The sequence below is a fragment of the Sphingomonas lycopersici genome (genome assembly GCF_026130605.1).
Classification (GTDB): Bacteria; Pseudomonadota; Alphaproteobacteria; order Sphingomonadales; family Sphingomonadaceae; genus Sphingomonas; species Sphingomonas lycopersici.
The window spans coordinates 77,761-97,609 of sequence record NZ_JANFAU010000004.1 but is presented as its reverse complement, the minus strand read 5'-3'; the positions used below and the strand labels follow the sequence as shown (position 1 = coordinate 97,609).

Annotated in this window: 20 protein-coding genes; 13 read left to right on the top strand and 7 right to left on the bottom strand. The window is 66.6% G+C overall.

From position 1 onward, the window contains the following. Window position 1: 1 nt before the first annotated feature. From nuoI to NED98_RS09910, 10 genes are all read left to right on the top strand, one after another. Window positions 2-487 (top strand): NADH-quinone oxidoreductase subunit NuoI, encoded by a 486-nt coding sequence (nuoI, locus tag NED98_RS09955; protein WP_179511344.1) that lies wholly within the window; start codon window positions 2-4, stop codon window positions 485-487. Window positions 488-614: 127 nt separating this feature from the next. Beyond that, the gene (locus NED98_RS09950; RefSeq protein WP_179511345.1) at window positions 615-1,226 is read left to right on the top strand and encodes an NADH-quinone oxidoreductase subunit J; all 612 of its coding nucleotides are present in this window, start codon (window positions 615-617) and stop codon (window positions 1,224-1,226) included. An 8-nt stretch (window positions 1,227-1,234) separates the two neighbouring features. Beyond that, the gene (gene nuoK / locus NED98_RS09945) at window positions 1,235-1,537 is read left to right on the top strand and encodes an NADH-quinone oxidoreductase subunit NuoK (protein ID WP_179513603.1); all 303 of its coding nucleotides are present in this window, start codon (window positions 1,235-1,237) and stop codon (window positions 1,535-1,537) included. 3 nt (window positions 1,538-1,540) lie between these two features. Continuing rightward, on the top strand, window positions 1,541-3,604 hold the full coding sequence (nuoL, locus tag NED98_RS09940; protein WP_265312873.1) for an NADH-quinone oxidoreductase subunit L: 2,064 nt from the start codon (window positions 1,541-1,543) through the stop codon (window positions 3,602-3,604). 10 nt (window positions 3,605-3,614) lie between these two features. Beyond that, a complete protein-coding gene (locus NED98_RS09935) occupies window positions 3,615-5,159 on the top strand; it encodes an NADH-quinone oxidoreductase subunit M (RefSeq protein ID WP_265312872.1) in 1,545 nt (514 codons plus the stop codon). Beyond that, complete coding sequence (nuoN, locus tag NED98_RS09930) at window positions 5,159-6,619, top strand: NADH-quinone oxidoreductase subunit NuoN (RefSeq protein WP_265271020.1); 1,461 nt, start codon at window positions 5,159-5,161, stop codon at window positions 6,617-6,619. The genes NED98_RS09935 and nuoN overlap by 1 nt, the downstream gene beginning before the upstream one ends. A gap of 5 nt (window positions 6,620-6,624) precedes the next feature. Further along, window positions 6,625-7,320, top strand: a complete 696-nt coding sequence (locus NED98_RS09925; protein WP_265313105.1) for a biotin--[acetyl-CoA-carboxylase] ligase — start codon at window positions 6,625-6,627, stop codon at window positions 7,318-7,320. 15 nt (window positions 7,321-7,335) lie between these two features. Next, window positions 7,336-8,118: a type III pantothenate kinase gene (locus NED98_RS09920; RefSeq protein ID WP_265312871.1), complete on the top strand. Its 783-nt coding sequence runs from the start codon at window positions 7,336-7,338 to the stop codon at window positions 8,116-8,118. A 141-nt stretch (window positions 8,119-8,259) separates the two neighbouring features. Beyond that, window positions 8,260-9,894, top strand: a complete 1,635-nt coding sequence (locus tag NED98_RS09915; protein ID WP_179511350.1) for a ribonuclease J — start codon at window positions 8,260-8,262, stop codon at window positions 9,892-9,894. A 2-nt stretch (window positions 9,895-9,896) separates the two neighbouring features. Next, the gene (locus NED98_RS09910) at window positions 9,897-10,172 is read left to right on the top strand and encodes a DUF1467 family protein (RefSeq protein ID WP_265312870.1); all 276 of its coding nucleotides are present in this window, start codon (window positions 9,897-9,899) and stop codon (window positions 10,170-10,172) included. 143 nt (window positions 10,173-10,315) lie between these two features. Here the strand turns inward: NED98_RS09910 and NED98_RS09905 are convergent, their stop codons facing one another. The 7 genes from NED98_RS09905 to NED98_RS09875 all read right to left on the bottom strand — a co-directional run bounded on the left by NED98_RS09905 (window position 10,316) and on the right by NED98_RS09875 (window position 16,990). Continuing rightward, a complete protein-coding gene (locus NED98_RS09905) occupies window positions 10,316-11,329 on the bottom strand; it encodes an aldo/keto reductase (protein WP_265271023.1) in 1,014 nt (337 codons plus the stop codon). Between the two features lie 120 nt (window positions 11,330-11,449). Then, entirely contained in the window at window positions 11,450-12,400 is a 951-nt protein-coding gene (locus NED98_RS09900) for a Gfo/Idh/MocA family oxidoreductase (protein ID WP_265271024.1), read from the bottom strand. A 28-nt stretch (window positions 12,401-12,428) separates the two neighbouring features. Further along, complete coding sequence (locus tag NED98_RS09895; protein ID WP_179511354.1) at window positions 12,429-13,307, bottom strand: class III extradiol dioxygenase subunit beta; 879 nt, start codon at window positions 13,305-13,307, stop codon at window positions 12,429-12,431. Then, window positions 13,307-13,717 (bottom strand): protocatechuate 4,5-dioxygenase subunit alpha, encoded by a 411-nt coding sequence (ligA, locus tag NED98_RS09890; protein ID WP_179511355.1) that lies wholly within the window; start codon window positions 13,715-13,717, stop codon window positions 13,307-13,309. Before ligA ends, NED98_RS09895 begins: the two co-directional genes overlap by 1 nt. Further along, window positions 13,714-14,739, bottom strand: a complete 1,026-nt coding sequence (locus NED98_RS09885) for an amidohydrolase family protein (protein ID WP_265312869.1) — start codon at window positions 14,737-14,739, stop codon at window positions 13,714-13,716. The genes ligA and NED98_RS09885 overlap by 4 nt, the downstream gene beginning before the upstream one ends. Continuing rightward, entirely contained in the window at window positions 14,736-15,602 is an 867-nt protein-coding gene (locus tag NED98_RS09880; protein ID WP_265312868.1) for an NAD(P)-dependent oxidoreductase, read from the bottom strand. The genes NED98_RS09885 and NED98_RS09880 overlap by 4 nt, the downstream gene beginning before the upstream one ends. Window positions 15,603-15,796: 194 nt before the next feature. Then, window positions 15,797-16,990 (bottom strand): LysR family transcriptional regulator, encoded by a 1,194-nt coding sequence (locus NED98_RS09875; RefSeq protein ID WP_265312867.1) that lies wholly within the window; start codon window positions 16,988-16,990, stop codon window positions 15,797-15,799. Window positions 16,991-17,191: 201 nt separating this feature from the next. Here NED98_RS09875 and NED98_RS09870 point away from each other — a divergent pair, with 201 nt between their 5' ends. The 3 genes from NED98_RS09870 to NED98_RS09860 are packed head-to-tail and all read left to right on the top strand — an operon-like array spanning window position 17,192 to window position 19,798. Further along, window positions 17,192-17,866, top strand: a complete 675-nt coding sequence (locus NED98_RS09870) for a 4-carboxy-4-hydroxy-2-oxoadipate aldolase/oxaloacetate decarboxylase (RefSeq protein ID WP_265312866.1) — start codon at window positions 17,192-17,194, stop codon at window positions 17,864-17,866. Next, window positions 17,859-18,920, top strand: a complete 1,062-nt coding sequence (locus NED98_RS09865) for a 4-oxalomesaconate tautomerase (protein ID WP_265312865.1) — start codon at window positions 17,859-17,861, stop codon at window positions 18,918-18,920. The genes NED98_RS09870 and NED98_RS09865 overlap by 8 nt, the downstream gene beginning before the upstream one ends. Then, complete coding sequence (locus NED98_RS09860) at window positions 18,917-19,798, top strand: amidohydrolase family protein (protein WP_179511361.1); 882 nt, start codon at window positions 18,917-18,919, stop codon at window positions 19,796-19,798. Before NED98_RS09865 ends, NED98_RS09860 begins: the two co-directional genes overlap by 4 nt. Window positions 19,799-19,849: the final 51 nt, after the last annotated feature.

Here is a 19,849-nt window from a genome sequence, read left to right as displayed (position 1 = left end):
GATGGGTATCGCATCGACCGTCAAGGCCTTCACGCTCTGGGAGTTCGTGAAGGCGCACGCTTTGACCTTGAAGTATTTCTTCAAGCCCAAGGCGACGATCAACTATCCGTTCGAGCGCAATCCGGTGTCGCCGCGCTTCCGCGGCGAACATGCGCTGCGCCGCTATCCCAACGGCGAGGAACGGTGCATCGCGTGCAAATTGTGCGAGGCGATCTGCCCCGCGCAGGCGATCACGATCGAGGCCGAACCGCGCGACGACGGCAGCCGCCGCACGACGCGCTACGACATCGACATGACCAAGTGCATCTATTGCGGCCTGTGCCAGGAGGCATGCCCGGTCGATGCGATCGTCGAGGGGCCGAATTACGAATTCGCCACCGAGACGCGCGAGGAACTGATCTACGACAAGGCGAAGCTGCTCGACAACGGCGACCGGTGGGAACGCGCGATCGCGGCCAACCTTGCCGCCGATGCGGCGTATCGATAATGCGCGCGCACCGTCGATTTTTCGCCGTTCGCCCTGAGCTTGTCGAAGGGCTGTACTTTTCTTCCTTAGTAAGGGCAGGGCTTCGACAGGCTCAGCCCGAACGGTCTCTCGGGGGGCTCGTCGAGGCATGATACAGGCCTTCGCCTTCTATTTGTTCGCGATCGTCGTGCTGCTTTCGGGCGCGATGACGATCTCGTCGCGCAACCCGGTGCATTCGGTGCTGTGGCTGATCCTCGCGTTCTTCAACGCCGCCGGGCTGATGGTGCTGGTGGGGGCGGAGTTCATCGCGATGCTGCTCGTCATCGTCTATGTCGGCGCGGTCGCGGTGCTGTTCCTGTTCGTCGTCATGATGCTCGACATCGACTTCGCGGAGATGCGGGCGGGCTTCGTGCGCTATGCCGCGCTCGGGCTCGCGCTGGCGGTGGCTCTGGTGTGCGAGATCTTCATCGGCATCGGCGCGTGGAGCGCGGGCGGGATCGATCTCGCGCGGCGCGCCGCCCCGGTCGATCCGGCGATCCCCAACATCCAGGCGATCGGCAATCTGCTCTACACGCGCTATCTGTTCGTGTTCGAGGGCGCGGGGTTGGTGCTGCTGGTGGCGATGATCGGCGCGATCGTGCTGACCCACCGCGAGCGCAAGGGCGTCCGCGGGCAGAATATCGCGCGTCAGGTCGCTCGCCGGCCAGAGGAAGCAACACGCAACATGCGGCCCGAAGTGGGCCAGGGGGTGCAGCTGTGAACGGCGCAATCGGCCTGATCCACTATCTCGTCGTCGCGGCGATCCTGTTCACGATGGGCGTCTTGGGGATTTTCCTCAACCGCAAGAACATCATCGTCATCCTGATGGCGATCGAGCTGATCCTGCTCGCGGTGAACATCAACCTCGTCGCCTTTTCGGCAGCGCTCAACGATCTGGTCGGGCAGGTGTTCGCGATGTTCGTGCTGACCGTGGCGGCGGGCGAGGCCGCGATCGGCCTTGCCATTCTCGTCATCTTCTTCCGTGGCCGCGGCTCGATCTCGGTCGATGATCCCAGCCGGATGAAGGGATAAATCGTGATCTCTATCCTGTTCATCGTTTTCCTGCCGCTGGTTGCGGCGGCGGTCGCCGGGCTGGGCAATCGCGCACTCGGCAATACGGTCGCCAAGTCGCTGACGACGGGCGCGCTGTTCGTCTCGTGCGCCTTGTCGTGGCCGATCTTCATCGGCTTCATGACCGGCTCGCTGAGCGAGAGCGTCACCCCGGTGCTGCACTTCATCACCTCGGGCACGATGGATGTGAGCTGGGCGCTGCGCGTCGATGCGCTCACCTCGGTGATGCTGGTCGTCATCACCAGCGTCTCCGCGCTCGTCCATCTGTATAGCTGGGGCTATATGGCGGAGGACCCGGATCAGCCGCGCTTCTTCGCCTATCTGTCGCTGTTCACCTTCGCGATGCTGATGCTGGTGACCGCGGACAATCTGATCCAGATGTTCTTCGGCTGGGAAGGCGTCGGCCTCGCGAGCTATCTGCTGATCGGTTTCTGGTTCAAGAAGCCGAGCGCCAATGCCGCGGCGATCAAGGCGTTCGTCGTCAACCGCGTCGGTGATCTCGGCTTCATGCTGGGCATTTTCGGCACCTATCTGGTGTTCGATACCGTCTCGATCCCGGCGATCCTGCACGCGGCGCCGGGCATGGCGGGGGCGACGATCGGGTTCCTCGGTTATCGCTTCGACACGATGACGGTGCTGTGCCTGCTGCTGTTCGTCGGCGCGATGGGCAAGTCGGCGCAGCTCGGCCTCCACACCTGGCTCCCCGACGCGATGGAAGGCCCGACCCCGGTCAGCGCGCTGATCCACGCGGCGACGATGGTCACCGCCGGTGTGTTCATGGTCTGCCGCCTGTCGCCGATGTTCGAAACCTCGCCGACCGCGCTGCATGTCGTGACGATCGTCGGCGCCGCGACCTGCTTCTTCGCCGCGACGATTGGTACGACGCAGAACGACATCAAGCGCGTGATCGCTTATTCGACCTGCTCGCAGCTCGGCTATATGTTCTTCGCCGCGGGCGTCGGCGCCTATGGCGCGGCGATGTTCCACCTGTTCACGCACGCTTTCTTCAAGGCGCTGCTGTTTCTCGGTGCCGGCTCGGTGATCCACGCGATGCACCACGAGCAGGACATGCGCTATTACGGCGGCCTCAGGAAGCATATCCCGATCACCTTCTGGGCGATGCTGCTCGGCACGCTGGCGATCACCGGGGTCGGCATCTATGGCGTCGGCGGCTTCGCCGGCTACCATTCGAAGGATGCGATCATCGAGGCGTCGTGGGCGGCCAAGCAAACGGGCGCATTCTGGGCCGGGGTGATCGCCGCGCTGCTCACCAGCTTCTACTCGTGGCGGCTGATGTTCCTCACCTTCTGGGGCAAGCCGCGCTGGGCCCAGTCCGAGCATATCCAGCACGCGGTGCACGATGCGCACGGCAACGGCCACGCGCACGATCATCCGGCGGACGAGCATACCGCGCCCGAAGCGCACGCGCACGACGCGGGCGCACACGAACTGGCGACCGGCACCGCGGGCTATCACCCGCACGAGAGCCCGCTCAACATGCTGATCCCGCTGATCGTGCTGTCGACGGGGGCGGTGCTTGCCGGCTTCGTGTTCCACGGCTGGTTCATCGAGCCGACCGCGGGCGAAGGCTTCTGGCGCGGGTCGATCGCCTTCAACGAGCATCTGATGCACGAGATGCACGGCGTGCCGGTGTGGGTGAAGCTCGCCGCGACGGTCGTGATGCTGCTCGGCTTTGCCGGCGCGGTGCTCGCCTATCTCGTGCGGACTGACATCCCGGCGCGGTTCACCGCGACTTTCGAGGTGTTGTACGATTTCGTGTACAACAAATGGTATTTCGACGAGCTGTACAACCTGCTGTTCGTTCGCCCCGCTTTCGCGATCGGCCGCTTCCTGTGGCACAAGGGCGATGAGGGGACGATCGACCGCTTCGGGCCGAACGGCTGGGCATGGGTGGTGCAGCAGGGCAGCCGCGTTACGGCGCGCGTCCAGACGGGGTATGTTTACACTTATGCGTTCGTCATGCTGATCGGGCTTACCGCCGCGGTCACCTGGGTCATCGCGGGTTGAGGTGGGGCAGATGAACGGCTTTCCGATCCTCTCCGTCATGTTGCTGGTGCCCGCGCTTGCTGCGGTCGCCTGCCTGTTCCTGGGCGCCAGCCAGGCGCGCTGGCTCGCGCTGGGCGCAACATTGGTCAACCTCGCGCTCGGCGCCCTGCTGTGGCTCAATTTCGATATCGGCGGCGCGCAATGGCAGTTCGTCGAGCATCATGAGCATGTCTTCGGCCTGTTCGGCTGGTCGCTCGGCATCGACGGCTTCGCGCTGCTGCTGATCGAGCTCTCGGTGTTCCTGATGCCGATCTGCATCGGCGCCTCGTGGGAGGCGATCGAGATGCGCGTCCCGGAATATATGAGCCTGTTCCTGTTCACCGAAGTGCTGATGATCGGCACCTTCGCGGCGCAGGATCTGTTCCTGTTCTACATCTTCTTCGAAGCCGGCCTGATCCCGATGTATCTGATCATCGGCATCTGGGGCGGGGCGAACCGCATCTACGCGTCGTACAAGTTCTTCCTGTACACGCTGCTCGGCTCGGTCGTGATGTTCATCGCGATGCTCTATATGAGCATCGTCGCGGGGACGACCTCGATCCCGGCGCTGATGGCCTATGATTTCCCGCCGCATGTGCAGACCTGGCTGTGGCTGGCGTTCTTCGCCTCGTTCGCGGTGAAGATGCCGATGTGGCCGGTCCACACCTGGCTTCCCGACGCGCACGTGCAGGCGCCGACCGCCGGGTCGGTGATCCTGGCGGGCGTGTTGTTGAAGCTCGGCGGATACGGCTTCCTGCGCTTCTCGCTGCCGATGTTCCCGGAGGCTTCGGCGCAGCTCACCTGGCTGGTTTTCGCGCTCTCGGCGGTGGCGGTGATCTACACCAGCCTCGTGGCGCTGGTGCAGTCGGACATGAAGAAGCTGATCGCCTACAGCTCGGTCGCGCATATGGCGATCGTTACGATCGGCCTGTTCGCGTTCAACACCCAGGGCATCGAGGGCGCGATGATGGTCATGCTCGGGCATGGCCTCGTCTCGGGCGCGTTGTTCCTGTGTGTCGGCGTGATCTACGACCGGCTGCACACCCGCGAGATTTCGCGCTACGGTGGCCTCGCGATCAACATGCCGCGTTATGCCGCATTGTTCATGCTGTTCACGATGGCTTCGGTCGGGTTGCCCGGCACGAGCAACTTCGTCGGCGAATTGCTGAGCCTGATGGGTACCTATCAGGTGTCGACCACGATCACCTTGCTGTGCACCACCGGCATCATCCTCGGCGCAGCCTATATGCTGTACCTCTATCGCCGCGTCGTGTTCGGCGAACTCAAGTCGGATGACGTGCGCGCGATGCCCGATCTGTCGTCGCGTGAAATGTGGCTGCTCGCGCCGATCGCCGCGGTGGTGCTGTGGATGGGCGTCTATCCGGAAAGCTTCCTCGCGCCGATGCGCAAGGATACCCAGACGTTGCTCGCTCGCATCGACCGCGCCAAGCCGGCGGGTGACTCGCTGCCGACCAAGGGAACCGGTATCGTCCCGGCCGCCCATGCCGAAACCGCCGCGCACGGGGAGGCGCACTGATGAACTACGCCGCTCAACTTGCGATGACGCTGCCCGAGGTGGTGCTGTCGCTGGGCGCGCTCGCGCTGATGCTGGTTGCCGCCTGGAGCGGCCCGAACGCGACCCGCGCCATTTCCTGGGCCGCGGTCGCGGTGCTCGCCGGCGCGTGCGTCGCGCTGGTCGGGCCGGCCACTTCGGGTGGCAGCGCGTTCGACGGCATGTATCGCGCCGACGCCTTCGCCGGCTTCGCCAAGACATTGATCTATGTCGCCGCGGCGGTCGCGATCCTGCTCGCGCCGGGCTTCTTCCAGCGCACCGCCGGGGACGATCTGCGCCCCGAATATCCGGTGCTGATCCTGCTTTCGGCGGTCGGCATGGGGATCATGGTCTCTGCCGCCGATCTGCTGACGCTCTATGTCGGGCTCGAACTGCAGAGCCTCGCCGCTTATGTGCTGGCGAGCTTCATGCGCCGCGACGCGCGGTCGGCCGAGGCGGGGCTGAAATATTTCGTGCTCGGCGCGCTGGCGAGCGGCATCCTGCTCTACGGCATCAGCCTGGTCTATGGCTTCACCGGCTCGACGCTGTTCGACGAGATCGCGGGGGCCTATGCCGCCGCGCCGCTCGCCGGCAGCACCAAGTCGCTGGGGCTGATGTTCGGGCTGGTGTTCGTCTTTGCGGGGCTGGCGTTCAAGATCTCGGCAGTGCCGTTCCATATGTGGACCCCGGACGTGTATGAGGGTGCACCGACCCCGGTGACCGCCTTCTTCGCGACTGCGCCCAAGGTGGCGGCGGTCGGCCTCGCGCTGCGCGTCGCGATCACCGCGATGGGGCCGGCGGCGGAGCAGTGGCGCCAGATCGTGATCTTTGCTGCGCTCGCCTCGATCCTGCTCGGTGCGGTGGCGGCGATCGGGCAGCAGAACATCAAGCGACTGCTCGCTTATTCGTCGATCAACAACGTCGGCTTCGCGCTGATCGGGCTTGCTGCGGGCACGCCCGAGGGCGTCGCCGCGGTGCTGGCCTATATGGCGATCTATATCGCGATGACGCTCGGCTCGTTCCTCGTCGTGCTGCAGATGCGCGATACGGACGGCCAGCCGATCGAGACGATCGCCTCGCTCTCGGGCCTGTCGCGGACGCGGCCGGCGCTGGCGTTCGGGCTTGCGGTGTTCATGTTCAGCCTCGCGGGCATCCCGCCGCTGTTCGGCTTCTATGCGAAGTTTGCGGTGTTCTACGCCGCGGTGCAGGCCGGGCTGTTCCCGCTCGCGGTGTTCGGTATCGCGTTCAGCGTGATCGGCGCTTATTATTACCTGCGCGTCGTCAAGACGATGTACTTCGACGAGCCGGCGGGTGAATATGGCCCCGGTGACCGGCTGGAGGGCGGGCTGATCGTGGCGACCGCGGCGATCGTCTCGCCGCTCGGCTATCTTGCGATCCCGCTGCTCACCGCCTGGACGATGGCGGCGGCAAAGGCGCTGTTCTGACCCGCATCCTTACCGTCGCGGAGACGGGATCGACCAATGCCGATCTCCTCGACCTCGCCGCCGGCGGGGCCGAGGACGGCATCTGGCTCCGCGCCGAGCGCCAGCTCAGCGGGCGCGGGCGGCAGGGCAGGGCGTGGGACTCGCCCGCCGGCAACCTTTACGCCAGCCATCTCGTCCGCCTCCGCGCGGGCGATCCCCCGGCCGCCTCGCTCGCGCTGGTTGCGGCGGTGGCGCTGGAGGAAGTGATCGCGCGGCTGGTGTCGCGCGGCACGATGCTCAAATGGCCCAATGATCTGCTGATCGGCGGCGCCAAGATCTCCGGCATCCTGCTCGAACGCGTCGGCGATGCCGTGGTGATCGGCATCGGGGTCAATGTCGCGCATTGCCCCGATCTGCCCGACCGCGCCGCGACCAGCCTCGCCGAACAGGGCGCGGCGATCACCCCGGCCGAACTACTCGAACGACTGGCGGCGATGGTCGAGGCGTGGCTGAGCATCTGGCGCGGGCAGGGGCTGGCGCCGATCGTTGCGCGCTGGATCGAGCGGGCGCATCCGGCGGGCACGCCGCTCCGCGCCCGGCTTGCCGACGGCACCAGCCTCGATGGCACATTCGAGACGCTCGCGCCCGACGGTGCGCTCGTCCTGCGCTTGGCGGACGGCACGACCCGTGCCATCCACGCGGGCGACGTTTTCCTGGTTTAAAAGGGGGAGAGGATCATGCTGCTGGCGGTCGATGCCGGAAACACCAATGTCGTTTTCGCTTTGGTCGACGGGCGCACGATCAAGGCGCGCTGGCGCATCGCCACCGATCCGCGCCGCACGGCGGATGAATATGCGGTGTGGCTCAATCAGTTGCTGATGCTGGAGGGGTTCGATCGGTCGCAGGTCGATGGCGTGGCGATCTCCACGGTCGTGCCGCGCGCGCTCCATAATCTGGAGGTGCTGGCGACCAAATATTTCGGCCGCGACGCGTTGATCGCCGGGCGTCCGCCGCTCGAATGGGGCATCGCGATCGATGTCGACGAGCCGAGCTCGCTCGGCGCCGACCGCGCGGTCAACACGATCGCGGCGCACGCGCTGCACGAGGGCGATCTGATCGTAATCGATTTCGGCACCGCCACCACCTTCGACCACTCGGATTATACCGGGGCATACAAGGGCGGGATCATCGCGCCGGGCATCAACCTGTCGCTGGACGCGCTTGTCAACAACGCCGCCAAGCTGCCGCGCATCGCGATCGAGGCGCCGGGCGGCAATTTGAGCGTGATCGGGCGCAACACCGTCGATCAGATGAACATCGGCATCTATTGGGGCTATATCGCGATGATCGAGGGGCTCGTCGCGCGGATGAAGGCCGAGGTGGGGCGCCCGGTGAAGGTGATCGCCACCGGCGGGCTCGCCACCTTGTTCGAGCAACATACCAATGCGTTCGACGCGATCGAGCCGGACCTGACCATTCAGGGGCTGGCGATCATGTGGGAACGCGCGCATATCCAGTGAAAATCGCCGGCGGTCATTGGATCTGATCCGTTCGCCCTGAGCTTGTCGAAGGGCTGCCTTCTTCCTCGCGGAGAAAGTGCAGGGCTTCGACAAGCTCAGCCCGAACGGGGATAGAGGACCGCGGCTCAACTTAGGAATACAATGACTCCCAAAAACGAACTTCTTTTCTGTGCGCTCGGCGGTTCGGGCGAGATCGGCATGAACGTCAACCTCTACGGCACCCAGGGAAAATGGGTGATGGTGGATATGGGGGTGACCTTCGCCGATCACAGCTATCCCGGCATCGATCTGGTGCTGCCCGATCTCTCGTTCATCGAGGAGCGGCGCGAGGAGCTGGTCGGCATCCTCATCACCCACGGGCATGAGGATCATATCGGCGCGCTGCCCTATCTCGCCGAGGACCTCGGCGTGCCACTTTATGCGACGCCGTTCACCGCCGGGCTGATCCGCGGCAAGCTGGAGGAGGAACGCGTCGCCGATCGCGTGGACCTGCGCGTGGTCGAGCCGCGCGAACGCGTGTCGGTCGGGCCGTTCGATGTGCGCTTCGTGCCGATGGCGCATTCGATCCCCGAGGCGAATGCGCTCGAAATCACCACCCCGCACGGCCGCGTGTTCCACACCGGCGACTGGAAATTTGACGCCAAGCCGGTGATCGGCAAGCCCGCGACCGAGAAGGAATTGCGCGCGATCGGCGAGGCGGGGATCGACGTGCTGGTGTGCGATTCGACCAATGTGTTCAACGCCGACGAATCCGGCTCGGAAAGCTCGGTGCGGCGCGGGCTGGCGGAGGCGGTGGCCAAGGCGCGCGGGCGCGTGCTGGTGACGACTTTCGCGTCGAACGCGGCGCGGCTCTCGACGCTCGGCGCGGTGGCGAAAGAGACGGGGCGCAAATTGTGCGTCACGGGTCGCTCGCTCGATCGCATCCTGCGCGTCGCGCAATCGTGCGGCTATCTGCGCGATTTCCCCGAGACGGTCGATCCCGAGACCGCGATGCGGCTGCCGCGCGACAAGGTGCTGATCGTCGCGACCGGCGGGCAGGGCGAGGCGCGCGCCGCGCTCGCGCGGATCGCCGAGGGCAATCACACCGTATCGCTCGATGCGGGCGATACGGTGATCTTCTCGTCGAAGCAGATTCCCGGCAACGAAGTCGCGATCGGGCGCATCCAGAATATCCTCGCCGGGCGCGGGGTGGAGATGGTGACCGAGAAGCAGGCGCATGTGCACGTCTCCGGCCACCCCGGCCGCCCCGAACTGGCGGCGATCTACGAGTGGCTCAAGCCGGGGCTGCTGCTGCCGGTCCACGGCGAGATGCGCCACCTGATGGAGCAGGCGCGGTTCGGGCTGTCGCTCGGCGTGCCGCGCGCCTTGGTGCAGACCGACGGCGATATCGTGCGGCTGGCGCCGGGCGAGCCGACCAAGATCGGGCACGCGCCGGTCGGGCGGCTGGTGCTCGACGGCGATGTGATCCTCCCCGCGGACGGGGTGACGATCAACGAGCGCCGCAAGCTCGGGGTCAACGGCCAGATGTCGGTCGCGGTCGCGACGCAGGGCGGGAAGCTCGCGGGGACGCCGCAGGTCCGTATCCAGGGCGTGCCCGTCGAGGAGGAGCGCCTGCCGTTCATCGCCGAGGCCGAGGAGGCTGCGGCGGAAGCGGTGCGCACCGGCCCGCGCGATCGCGAGCGGCTGCGTGAGGACGTGCGGCTCGCGGTGCGCCGCGTCGCGACGCGCTGGACCGGCAAGAAGCCGGTGGTCGACGTGCTCATCGTGGAGGTGTGACGATGCGCTGGACGTCGATGCTGGCGATCTACGTCCTGTTCTGGGCCTTTTCGGTCTTTCTCGTGCTGCCGTTCGGGGTGAGGACCGCCGAGGAAGCCGGGGTGGAGCGCGTGCCCGGACAGGCCGAAAGCGCCCCGCACGAATTCCGCATCGGCCGCATCGCCTTTCGCGTGACGATCGTCGCGACGGCGCTGTTCCTGCTGTTCGTCGCCAATTACCATTTCGGCTGGGTCACCACCGATATGCTCGACTTCCTCGACGTCGCGAACGGGGTTTAACTTCCCTTCCTTCTTCTCCCCTCCCTTGAACAAGGGAGGGGCCGGGGGTGGGTTGGCCCGAAGGGGCACCGTCGCCCGCGCCTCACACCCACCCACCCCCAGCCCCTCCCTTCACGAGGGAGGGGAGTAAGAAGGGGAAGGGATCAGGCCAGTTCCTCGTCCGCGAAGGTCTCGGTGTCGATCTGCGCCTGCATCGCGGCGGAATAGCGCGGTCCCTTGATCGATCCGGGGGCGAAGATCGTTTCCACCTCCGCCAGCACCTCGGCGCCCGGATCGAGCGCGATCGCGCCGAGATCCTCTTCCAGATGCGTGATGCTGCGCGTGCCGGGGATCGGCACGACATTATCCCCGCGCGACAGCACCCAGGCGAGCGCGAGCTGCGCCGGAGTCGCGCCGATCCGCGCGGCGAGCGCGTTGAACGCGGCCACCGCCTTCAGATTGTGGCGCAGATTCTCGCCGTTGAAACGCGGCATCGCGCGGCGGATATCGTGTTCGGCCTCATAAATGTCGTCGTGCACCGCGTCGCACAGCAACCCGCGTGCGACCGGCGAGAAAGCGACGAAGCCGATCCCCAGGGCGCGACAGGTATCGAGCACCGCTATCTCGGGGTTGCGCACGACCGGCGAATATTCGCTCTGCACCGCGGCGACCGGGTGGACGGCGTGCGCGCGGCGGATCGTTGCCGCGCCCATTTCGGAAAGCCCGATCGCGCCGATCTTGCCGGCCTCGTGTGCACGCGCCAGCGCGCCGACCGATTCCTCGATCGGTACGTTACGGTCGAGCCGGTGGAGATAATAGAGATCGATATGATCGGTCCCGAGCCGCTGCAGCGCCGCATCGAGCGTCGCGGCGATCGCGGCGGGCGAGCCGTTGAGCCCGCGCTTGCCGTCGTACATGTCGAGCACGCATTTCGAGGCGAGCGTGAATTCGCGCCGACGGTGGATCACCGAGGCGCGGATCAGCTTCTCGTTCTGCCCCGCGCCGTAGAGCGCCGCGGTATCGAGCAACGTGACCCCGAGATCGAGCGCGCGATTGAGCAGCCGCCCGCCTTCCTCCGCGCTCGGCGGGATGCCGTAAGCGTGGTTGAGGTTCATGCACCCGAGCCCGATCGCCGAAACGGTAAGCGGCCCGAGATTGCGGGTGGGAAGTGCGGTCACGGCGGCGCTCCTATGAGGTTTGCGGCGTGTGCTAAAGCATCGGATGCGAAATGGCACCCCGCCATCCTTCGCGCTCTCTTCTTCCTCCCCTCCCTGTTCAAGGGAGGGGAGGAAGAAAGGTCAGCCTCGTGCCAGTTGCTTCTCCAGCTGATCGAGCACGCGGTAGCACGGCATCACCTGCGCCACCGAGGCATTGGGCTCGCGCCCTTCGCGGATCGCGGCGACGAACTCGCGATCCTGCAGTTCGATGCCGTTGTTCGAGACAGTGACCCCGGTGAGGTCGATCGGCTCCTCCTTGCCGGTCACCAGATCGTCGTAGCGCGCGATCCAGGTGCCGGTGTCGCAGATGTAGCGGAAGAAGGTGCCGAGCGGCCCGTCGTTGTTGAAGCTCAGCGACAAGGTGCAGATCGCGCCGGTCGCGGCCTTGAGCTGGATCGACATATCCATCGCGATGCCGAGTTCGGGGTGGATCGGCCCCTCGATCGCATTGGCGGCGACGATCGGTCCGGCCTGATAGGCGAAGAGATCGACGGTATGCGCGGCGTGGTGCCACAAGAGGTGATCGGTCCAGCTCCGCGCCTCGCCCTTGGCGTTGATATTCTGGCGCCGGAAGAAATAGGTCTGGACGTCCATCTGCTGCACCTGCGCCTCGCCGCTGGCGAATTTGCGGTGGAGATATTGATGGCTCGGGTTGAACCGCCGCGTATGGCCGACCATCGCGACGAGCCCGGTTTCCTGCTGCTTCGCCAGCACCTTTTCGCCGTCGGCAAGGCTGTCGCACAGCGGGATTTCGACCTGCACATGCTTGCCGGCGTCAAGGCATTGCAGCGCCTGTGCCGCGTGCATCTGCGTCGGGGTGCACAGGATCACGGCGTCGACATCGTCGCGCGCCAGCGTGTCGGCCAGCTCGGTCGTGGCATGGCCGATGCCGTATTTCGCGGCGATCGCCTGCGTCGGCTCCAGCCGTCGCCCGACAAGGCTGGTCACCGCCACCCCGTCGATATTCTTCAGTCCGTCGAGATGCTTCTCGCCAAAGGCGCCGGCGCCGGCGAGCGCGATGCGGAGGGTCATGTTCGTCTCTCTTGTCGGGAAGGGGAAATCAGGCCGCGCCGCTGCCGGTCATGTCGAGGCCCTCGCCGTTATCCGGGCGCAGGACGATATGGCCGATCGCGGTGTTCGAGCAGGGGACGTGATAATGGCGGTGGAGCGCGCGCGTTCTTTTGCCCAGCGCGCCGCGCATGATCAGCCACATCACCATCTCGATCCCCTCGGAGCCGGTCTCGCGGAGATATTCGATATGCGGCACGTGGCGCAGCTCGTCGCCCTCGCCGATCAGCCGATCGAGGAAGCGATTGTCCCATTCGCGGTTGATCAACCCCGCGCGCGGCCCCTGAAGCTGGTGGCTCATCCCGCCGGTGCCCCAGATCTGCACGTTGATGTCCTCCGGGAAGCTCGCCACCGCACGCGCGATCGCCTCGCCCAGCGCCCAGCAGCGGTTGCCCGAGGGCGGCGGATAGGTGACGACATTGACCGCCAGCGGCACCACCTTCACTGGCCAGGCGTCGGGCTTGCCGAACATCATCGACAGCGGGACGGTGAGCCCGTGATCGACGTCCATCTCGTTGATGATCGTCATGTCGAATTCTTCGAGGATCAGGCTCTGCGCGATATGCCAGGCGAGATCGGGATGCCCCTCCACCTCGGGCACCGCGCGCGGCCCCCAGCCTTCGTCGGCGGGTTTGTAGCGCTCGCCGCAACCGATCGCGAAGGTCGGGATCACCTTCATGTCGAAGGCGGAGGCGTGATCGTTATAGACGAGGATCACGACATCGGGCTTCTCGGCCTTCTCCCAATCGCGGGTCCATTGGTAGCCTGAGAAGATCGGGCCGAAATAATCGTCCCCATCCTTGCCGAAATCGCTCGCGACGCCGAGCAGGGGGACGTGGCTGGAGCCGACGCCGGCGGTGATCCGCGCCATCAGTTCTTCCCCTTGATGCTGCGCGCGCCTTCGGGCGAGCGGCCGCCTGCGATCATCATTTTGGTATAGTCCTGGAAATTCATGTCGGTCATCGACGAGACGGCTTCCGCGAAGCTCAGCCCGTCGGTGGAGAACAATTTGGCGAGAAAATAGACGTTCCCGCCCAGATCGAGGCAGCGGTTGTAATCGCGTGCCAGCAGCGCCGCTTTCTGCTCCTCGCTGAGCGGCCATTCGTCGAGATAGGCGCGCTCGTCGGCCTTGAAGCGTTCGCGATTCTCGGGCTTCATCAGGCTCATCGCGAACTGGTTCATATGATAGCCGGCACGCGCGCGCTTCGCGGTGAACACGCGGGTGCCGGGGATATCGTCGAATTCGGCGAGATATTGGTGGATATCCTTCGGGCCGGTCATCGCCCTTTCTCCTTGAGCCGGGCGTCGAGCCGCGGGAAGACGCGGCGCGCATTGCCTTCATAGATTGCGTGGCGCTGATCGTCGCTGATCGGCAGCGCATCGACATAGCGTTTGGTGTCGTCGAAATAATGCCCGGTCTCGGGATCGATACCCCGCACCGCGCCGACCATCTCGCTGCCGAACAATATGTTCTTGGTGTCGATCACCTTGGCGAGCAGATCGACGCCGGGCTGGTGATAGACGCAGGTATCGAAATAGACGTTGTTCATCACATGCCCGGCGAGCGCGGGCTGCTTGAGCATGTCGGCGAGCCCGCGATAGCGCCCCCAATGATAGGGCACCGCGCCGCCGCCGTGCGGAATGATGAAGCGCAGGTCGGGGAAATCGCGGAACAGATCGCCCTCGATCAGTTGCATGAAGGCGATCGTGTCGGCGGCGATATAATAAGCGCCGGTGGCGTGGAGCCCGGGATTGCACGAGCCCGAGACGTGGATCATCGCCGGCACGTCGAGCTCGACCATCGCCTCGTAGAAGGGATACCAGAAGCGATCGGTGAGCGATGGGGCGGTGAAATGCCCGCCGCCGGGATCGGGGTTGAGGTTGCAGCCGATGAAGCCCAGTTCCTCGACGCAGCGCCGCAGTTCAGCGACCGAGGCGGTGAGATCGGCCTGGGGGTTCTGCGGCAGCATGCAGACCCCGGCGAAGATGTCCGGATAGAGGTCGACGCAGCGCTTGATCAGATCGTTGTTGGCGCGCGCCCAGGCGATCGCCACCGCCTCGTCGCCGACATGCGGCGCCATCGCCGAGGCGCGCGGGGAAAAGATCGTCATGTCCGCGCCGCGTTCGCGCAGCAGGCGGAGCTGGTTCTGCTCCAGCGTCTCGCGGATCTCGTCGTCGGAGATGACGGGATAGGGCGGCGCGGCGGTGCCGGCCTTGAACGCCGCCTTCTGCGCCTCGCGCCATTCGTTATGCGCGGTGGGGGCGGTGGTATAATGGCCGTGGCAGTCGATGATCATCGTCATGCAGGCTGTTCCTGACGCGTCAGCAGGGGGAGGATGAGGTCGAGCTTGGCGGCGAGCCCGTCGGGCGGCGCGGTGTTCAGCGATCCGATCGCGCGCTGTCGCTCGACCGTGCCGCGTGTCATCGCGCTGCCGGTGCCGAGCGCGTCGAGCGTCTTGGTCGCCTCTTCCATCTCGGCGGCACGGCGCTGGCCGTGGAGCATCATGCGATCGAGGTTGTAATCGAAGCGCTTCGCCCAATCCGCGCCCGGCCAGCTCGCGTCGAGCGAGGCGATCACCGCCGCGCGCACCCCGGCGGCTTCGGCGGCGAGCGCGCATTCGGCGGTCAGCGCCTCGATCCCCTTGACCATCACCGATCGGATCATCTTGATCGCCGACGCGTCGCCCACCGAGGGGCCGGCGATCGCGATATTGGTAAAGCCGAGATCGCGCAGCGCCGCGGCCCCCGCCTCGGCATGCGGGCCGGCGACGAGCAACGGCGTCGCGTGGCGGCCGGGGTGGACCGGCGCCATCACCGCGACATCGACATACCGCGCGCCGATCGCGGCGGCGGCGGCGCGCTTGGTGTCGGGCGCGACTGAATTCATGTCGAGCCACAAAGCGTCGGATGCGAGATGCGGCGCGGCGGTGTGCGCGGCGACCAGCGCCTGATCGGCGGTGACGAGCGACAAGACCGTTTGGGCACCTGCCAGCGCCTCGGCCGCGCTGTCGGCGCGGGCTACACCGGCAGCAGCGAAATCGGCGAGCTTGTTTGCGCGCGTCGCAGGGGTGTCGAGCTTGATGTCATAGCCGCGAATGTCGCTACGCCCGGGCGGCGCGAACGCCGCGCCTGCCTCGCCGAAGCCAATGAACGTCGCGCCTCTCATGGCGCTGGTGGTAAGGGGCGTCGCTGTCCGTGCGCCAATCGGAAGCGGGGCGTGGCTATTCGTTTTCCTGAATTCACCTTCGTCACCCCGGCCTTGAGCCGGGGTCCATTGTGCCGCGAGCTTTGCGATCAGAACCTCTTGCCCTGAGCCTGCCTCGCGATGGACTCCGGCTCAAGGCCGGGGTGACGGACGTTTTACAGGCTGGCCGACGCCTCCTCGATCAGCGCGATCAGCCGGCGTTGCATCGCGGTCGGGCGCCAGTCGGTGCGGGTGGTGAGGCCGATGTGGCGGATGCTGCCGGCGAGCGGCGGACCGATCGTGGTGAGCACCCCCGCCGCAATCTCCAGCGCGACCTGATCGGGCGAGAGCAAGGTGAGCAGATCGCTTTCGCCGAGCAAGCCGCGGATCACCATCACCGACCCGCACGCGATCGGCGCGGGGGGCAGCGGGTGATCGTCGAACAGCCGGCGCCAATGCGCGTGAAGCGGGGTTTGCGGCGAGCCCACGACCCAGGGATAAGCCGCCAGCGCGGCGCGATCGGGAGCGGCGATCCCGGCGAGCGGGTGCCCGGCGCGTGCGATCACCGCGAGCCGGTCATCGAACAGAGCGCGCTGGGTCAGCCCCGGCGGCGGCGGATCGCGCAGCGCGCCGATCATCAGATCGATCACCCCGTCGCTGAGCGGATCGACCAATTCGCGCCACGATCCCTCGACCACCTCGACGGTCACCCCCGGCGCCTGACGCGTGAAGCGCGACAGCGCGCGCGGCAGCACCAGAGCGCGCGACAGCGGCATCGCGCCGATCGTGATCCGCCCGGTGCCCGCAGGATCGGCGGACAGCTCGGCGATCCCGGCGGCGATTTCGCGCTCGGCGAGGCGGATGCCGCGCGCAAAACGGCGGCCGTGCGCGGTCAGCGCGACCCCCCGCCCGCGACGCTCGATCAGCGGCAACCCGATCACCTGCTCCAGCTCGCGCGCGGCGCGGTGCAGCGCGGGTTGCGAGAGGCCGCTGGCGCGCGCCCCGCCGACGAAGCTTCCGGCATCGGCAACGCGCAGGAAGGCATCGAGCTGGGTCGCGGTCATCAATTGCTCGGGGCGGGAGAAACCGCGCCCGCCGTTCATCGTCGCACGGCTCGCCTCGGCCAGCAGCCGGAAGGCGGTCGCGGCGCGCGCCGCCATTTCCGCGCCGGCGCTGGTCGGGGTCAGCCCGCCGGGGTGGCGCTCGAACAATCGCGTGCCGAGCTGCGCCTCGAGCTTGGACAGCCCCTGCGTCAACGCGGGTTGCGAGAGCCCGACGCGCGCCGCCGCGGCGGAGAGCGTGCCCTGTTCGACGGCGGCCGAAAGCGCGCGCAAATGGCGCAGGTTGAGATCGAACGGGCGCAGGTTCATCGGATGACCTATATCAAATTCTTATATGCCATACATGCATTCGATTGGGCGGGGAGGGGGCGGCGCGGCTAGGTCTGGCCGATATTCAACTTAGTCGTCATGCCGGGCCTGACCCGACATCCAGAGCCAAGAACGACGCCGCTTATGACTCTGGATGCCGGGTCAAGCCCGGCATGACGGTGCGTGGCGAAGGAGACATCAATGGCAGGCCGCGTCGTTCGCAATATCCCCCGCGCATCCGGCGCGGTGATCGACGGGTTGGCGCATGCCGGCGTCGCCACGGTGCACGAGGCGCAGGGGCGCATCGGCCTGCTCGCCAGCCGCTTGCGGCCGATCTATCCGGGCGCGCGCATCGCGGGGTCGGCGGTCACCATTTCGGCGCCGCCGGGCGACAATTGGATGGTGCATGTCGCGATCGAGCAATTGCAGCCCGGCGACATCCTCGTCCTCGCGCCGACCAGCCCGTGCGAGGACGGCTATTTCGGCGACCTGCTGGCGACCTCGGCGATGGCGCGCGGGTGTCGCGGGCTGGTGATCGACGCCGGGGTGCGCGACGTGCGCGATCTCACCGCGATGGGCTTCCCGGTCTGGTCGCGCGCGGTGTTCGCGCAAGGAACGGTCAAGGCGACGCTCGGCTCGGTCAATGTCCCGATCGTCTGCGCCGGGGCGGCGATCGAGGCGGGCGACGTGATCGTCGCCGACGATGACGGCGTGTGCGTCGTGCGCAATGCGGAGGCCGAGGCGGTGCTCGCCAAGGCGCAGGCGCGCGAGGCGGCGGAGGAGGGCAAGCGCAAGCGGCTCGCCGCCGGCGAACTCGGCCTCGATATCTACGATATGCGCGGCAAGCTGGCGGCGATGGGGCTGGTTTATGAATGACCTTGCCGGCGTCCGCTGCATGTGGATGCGCGGCGGCACCTCGAAGGGCGCCTTCTTCCTCGCCGACGATCTGCCGAGCGACGCCGCCGCGCGCGACGCTTTCCTGCTGCGGGTGATGGGATCGCCCGATCCGCGTCAGATCGACGGCATGGGGGGCGCCGATCCGCTGACGTCGAAGGTCGCGGTGGTTTCCCGCTCGACGCGGCCGGGGGTCGATGTCGACTATCTGTTCCTGCAGGTGTTCGTCGACCAGCCGATCGTCACCGACAGCCAGAATTGCGGCAATATGCTCGCCGGGGTTGCGCCCTTCGCGATCGAACGCGGGCTGGTCGCGGCGGCGGGCGAGGAGACCCGCGTCGCGATCTATATGGCCAATACCGGGCAGGTCGCGGTGGCGACGGTGCGCACGCCGGAAGGGCGGGTCGCCTATCACGGCGAGGCCGCGATCAGCGGGGTGCCGGGCACCGCCGCGCCGATCCCGCTCGCGTTTCGCGATACCGCCGGATCGAGTTGCGGCGCGCTGCTGCCGACCGGCAACGGGGTGGACGAAATCGACGGATTGGCCTGCACGCTGATCGATAACGGCATGCCGTGCGTCGTGCTCGCCGCCAGCGATGTCGGGGTGACCGGATATGAGGATCGCGATACGCTCGACAATGATGCGGCGATGAAGGCGAAGGTGGAGGCGATCCGGCTCAAGGCCGGGCCGATGATGAACCTTGGTGACGTCACCGAAAAATCGGTGCCCAAGATGATGCTCGTCGCCGCCCCGCGGGAAGGCGGCGCGATCGCGGTGCGCTCGCTGATCCCGCATCGCGTTCATGCCTCGATCGGCGTGCTCGGCGCGGTAAGCGTGGCGACGGCGTGTCTGATCGAAGGATCGCCCGCGGCCGCGGTGGCGGTGGTGCCGGCGGGGGAAAACAAGACGCTGGGGGTCGAACACCCGAGCGGGGTCACCGAATGCGTGGTCTCGGTCGACGACAGCGGCGCGCCGGTCGAGGCGGGAATGCTGCGCACCGCGCGCAAGCTGATGGACGGGGAGGTATTCGCATGAGTATCGATCGCGAAGGGCGCATCCGCAGCTGGACGCTCGATCCCTCGCGCCCGCGCTATGCCCCGCCCGCCGGGGCGATCGACGCGCATTGCCATGTCTTTGGTCCGGCGGCGCAATTTCCGTTCAGCGCCAAGGCGAAATATCTGCCGCAGGATGCCGGGCCGGAGATGCTGTTCGCGCTGCGCGACCGGCTCGGCTTCGCGCGCAACGTGATCGTCCAGGCGAGCTGCCACGGCACTGACAATCGCGCGACGCTCGCTGCGATCGCGCAATCGGGCGGCGCGGCGCGCGGGGTGGCGGTGGTCGATCCGGCGATCGGCGAGGGCGAGCTTGCCGCGCTCCACGAGGGCGGGATTCGCGGCATCCGCTTCAATTTCCTCAAGCGGCTGGTCGACGATGCACCCAAGGACAAATTCCTCGAGGTGGCGCGGCGACTGCCCGCGGGGTGGCACGTCGTGGTCTATTTCGAGGCCGATATCCTTGCCGAGCTGCGCCCGTTCCTCGATGCGATCCCGGTCCCGCTGGTGATCGATCATATGGGGCGCCCGGATGTGCGACAGGGGCCCGACGGCGCCGATATGCGGGCGTTTCGCGCCTTGCTCGACTCGCGCGACGATATCCATTTCAAGGCGACCTGCCCCGATCGGCTCGATCCGGCCGGCGCGCCGTGGGACGATTTCGCGCGCGCGGTGGCGCCGCTCGTTGCCGATTATCCCGATCGCTGCTTGTGGGGCACCGACTGGCCGCATCCCAATATGCAGGATGCGATCCCCGACGATGGCGCGCTGGTCGATATGATCCCGCGCATCGCCCCCGACCCGGCGGCGCAGCGCAAGTTGCTGATCGACAATCCGATGCGGCTTTATTGGGCGGATTGACCCGAGGCACTATACCGGCCCGGTGAGCGGCGAGCCTTCATCCCCGGTCTG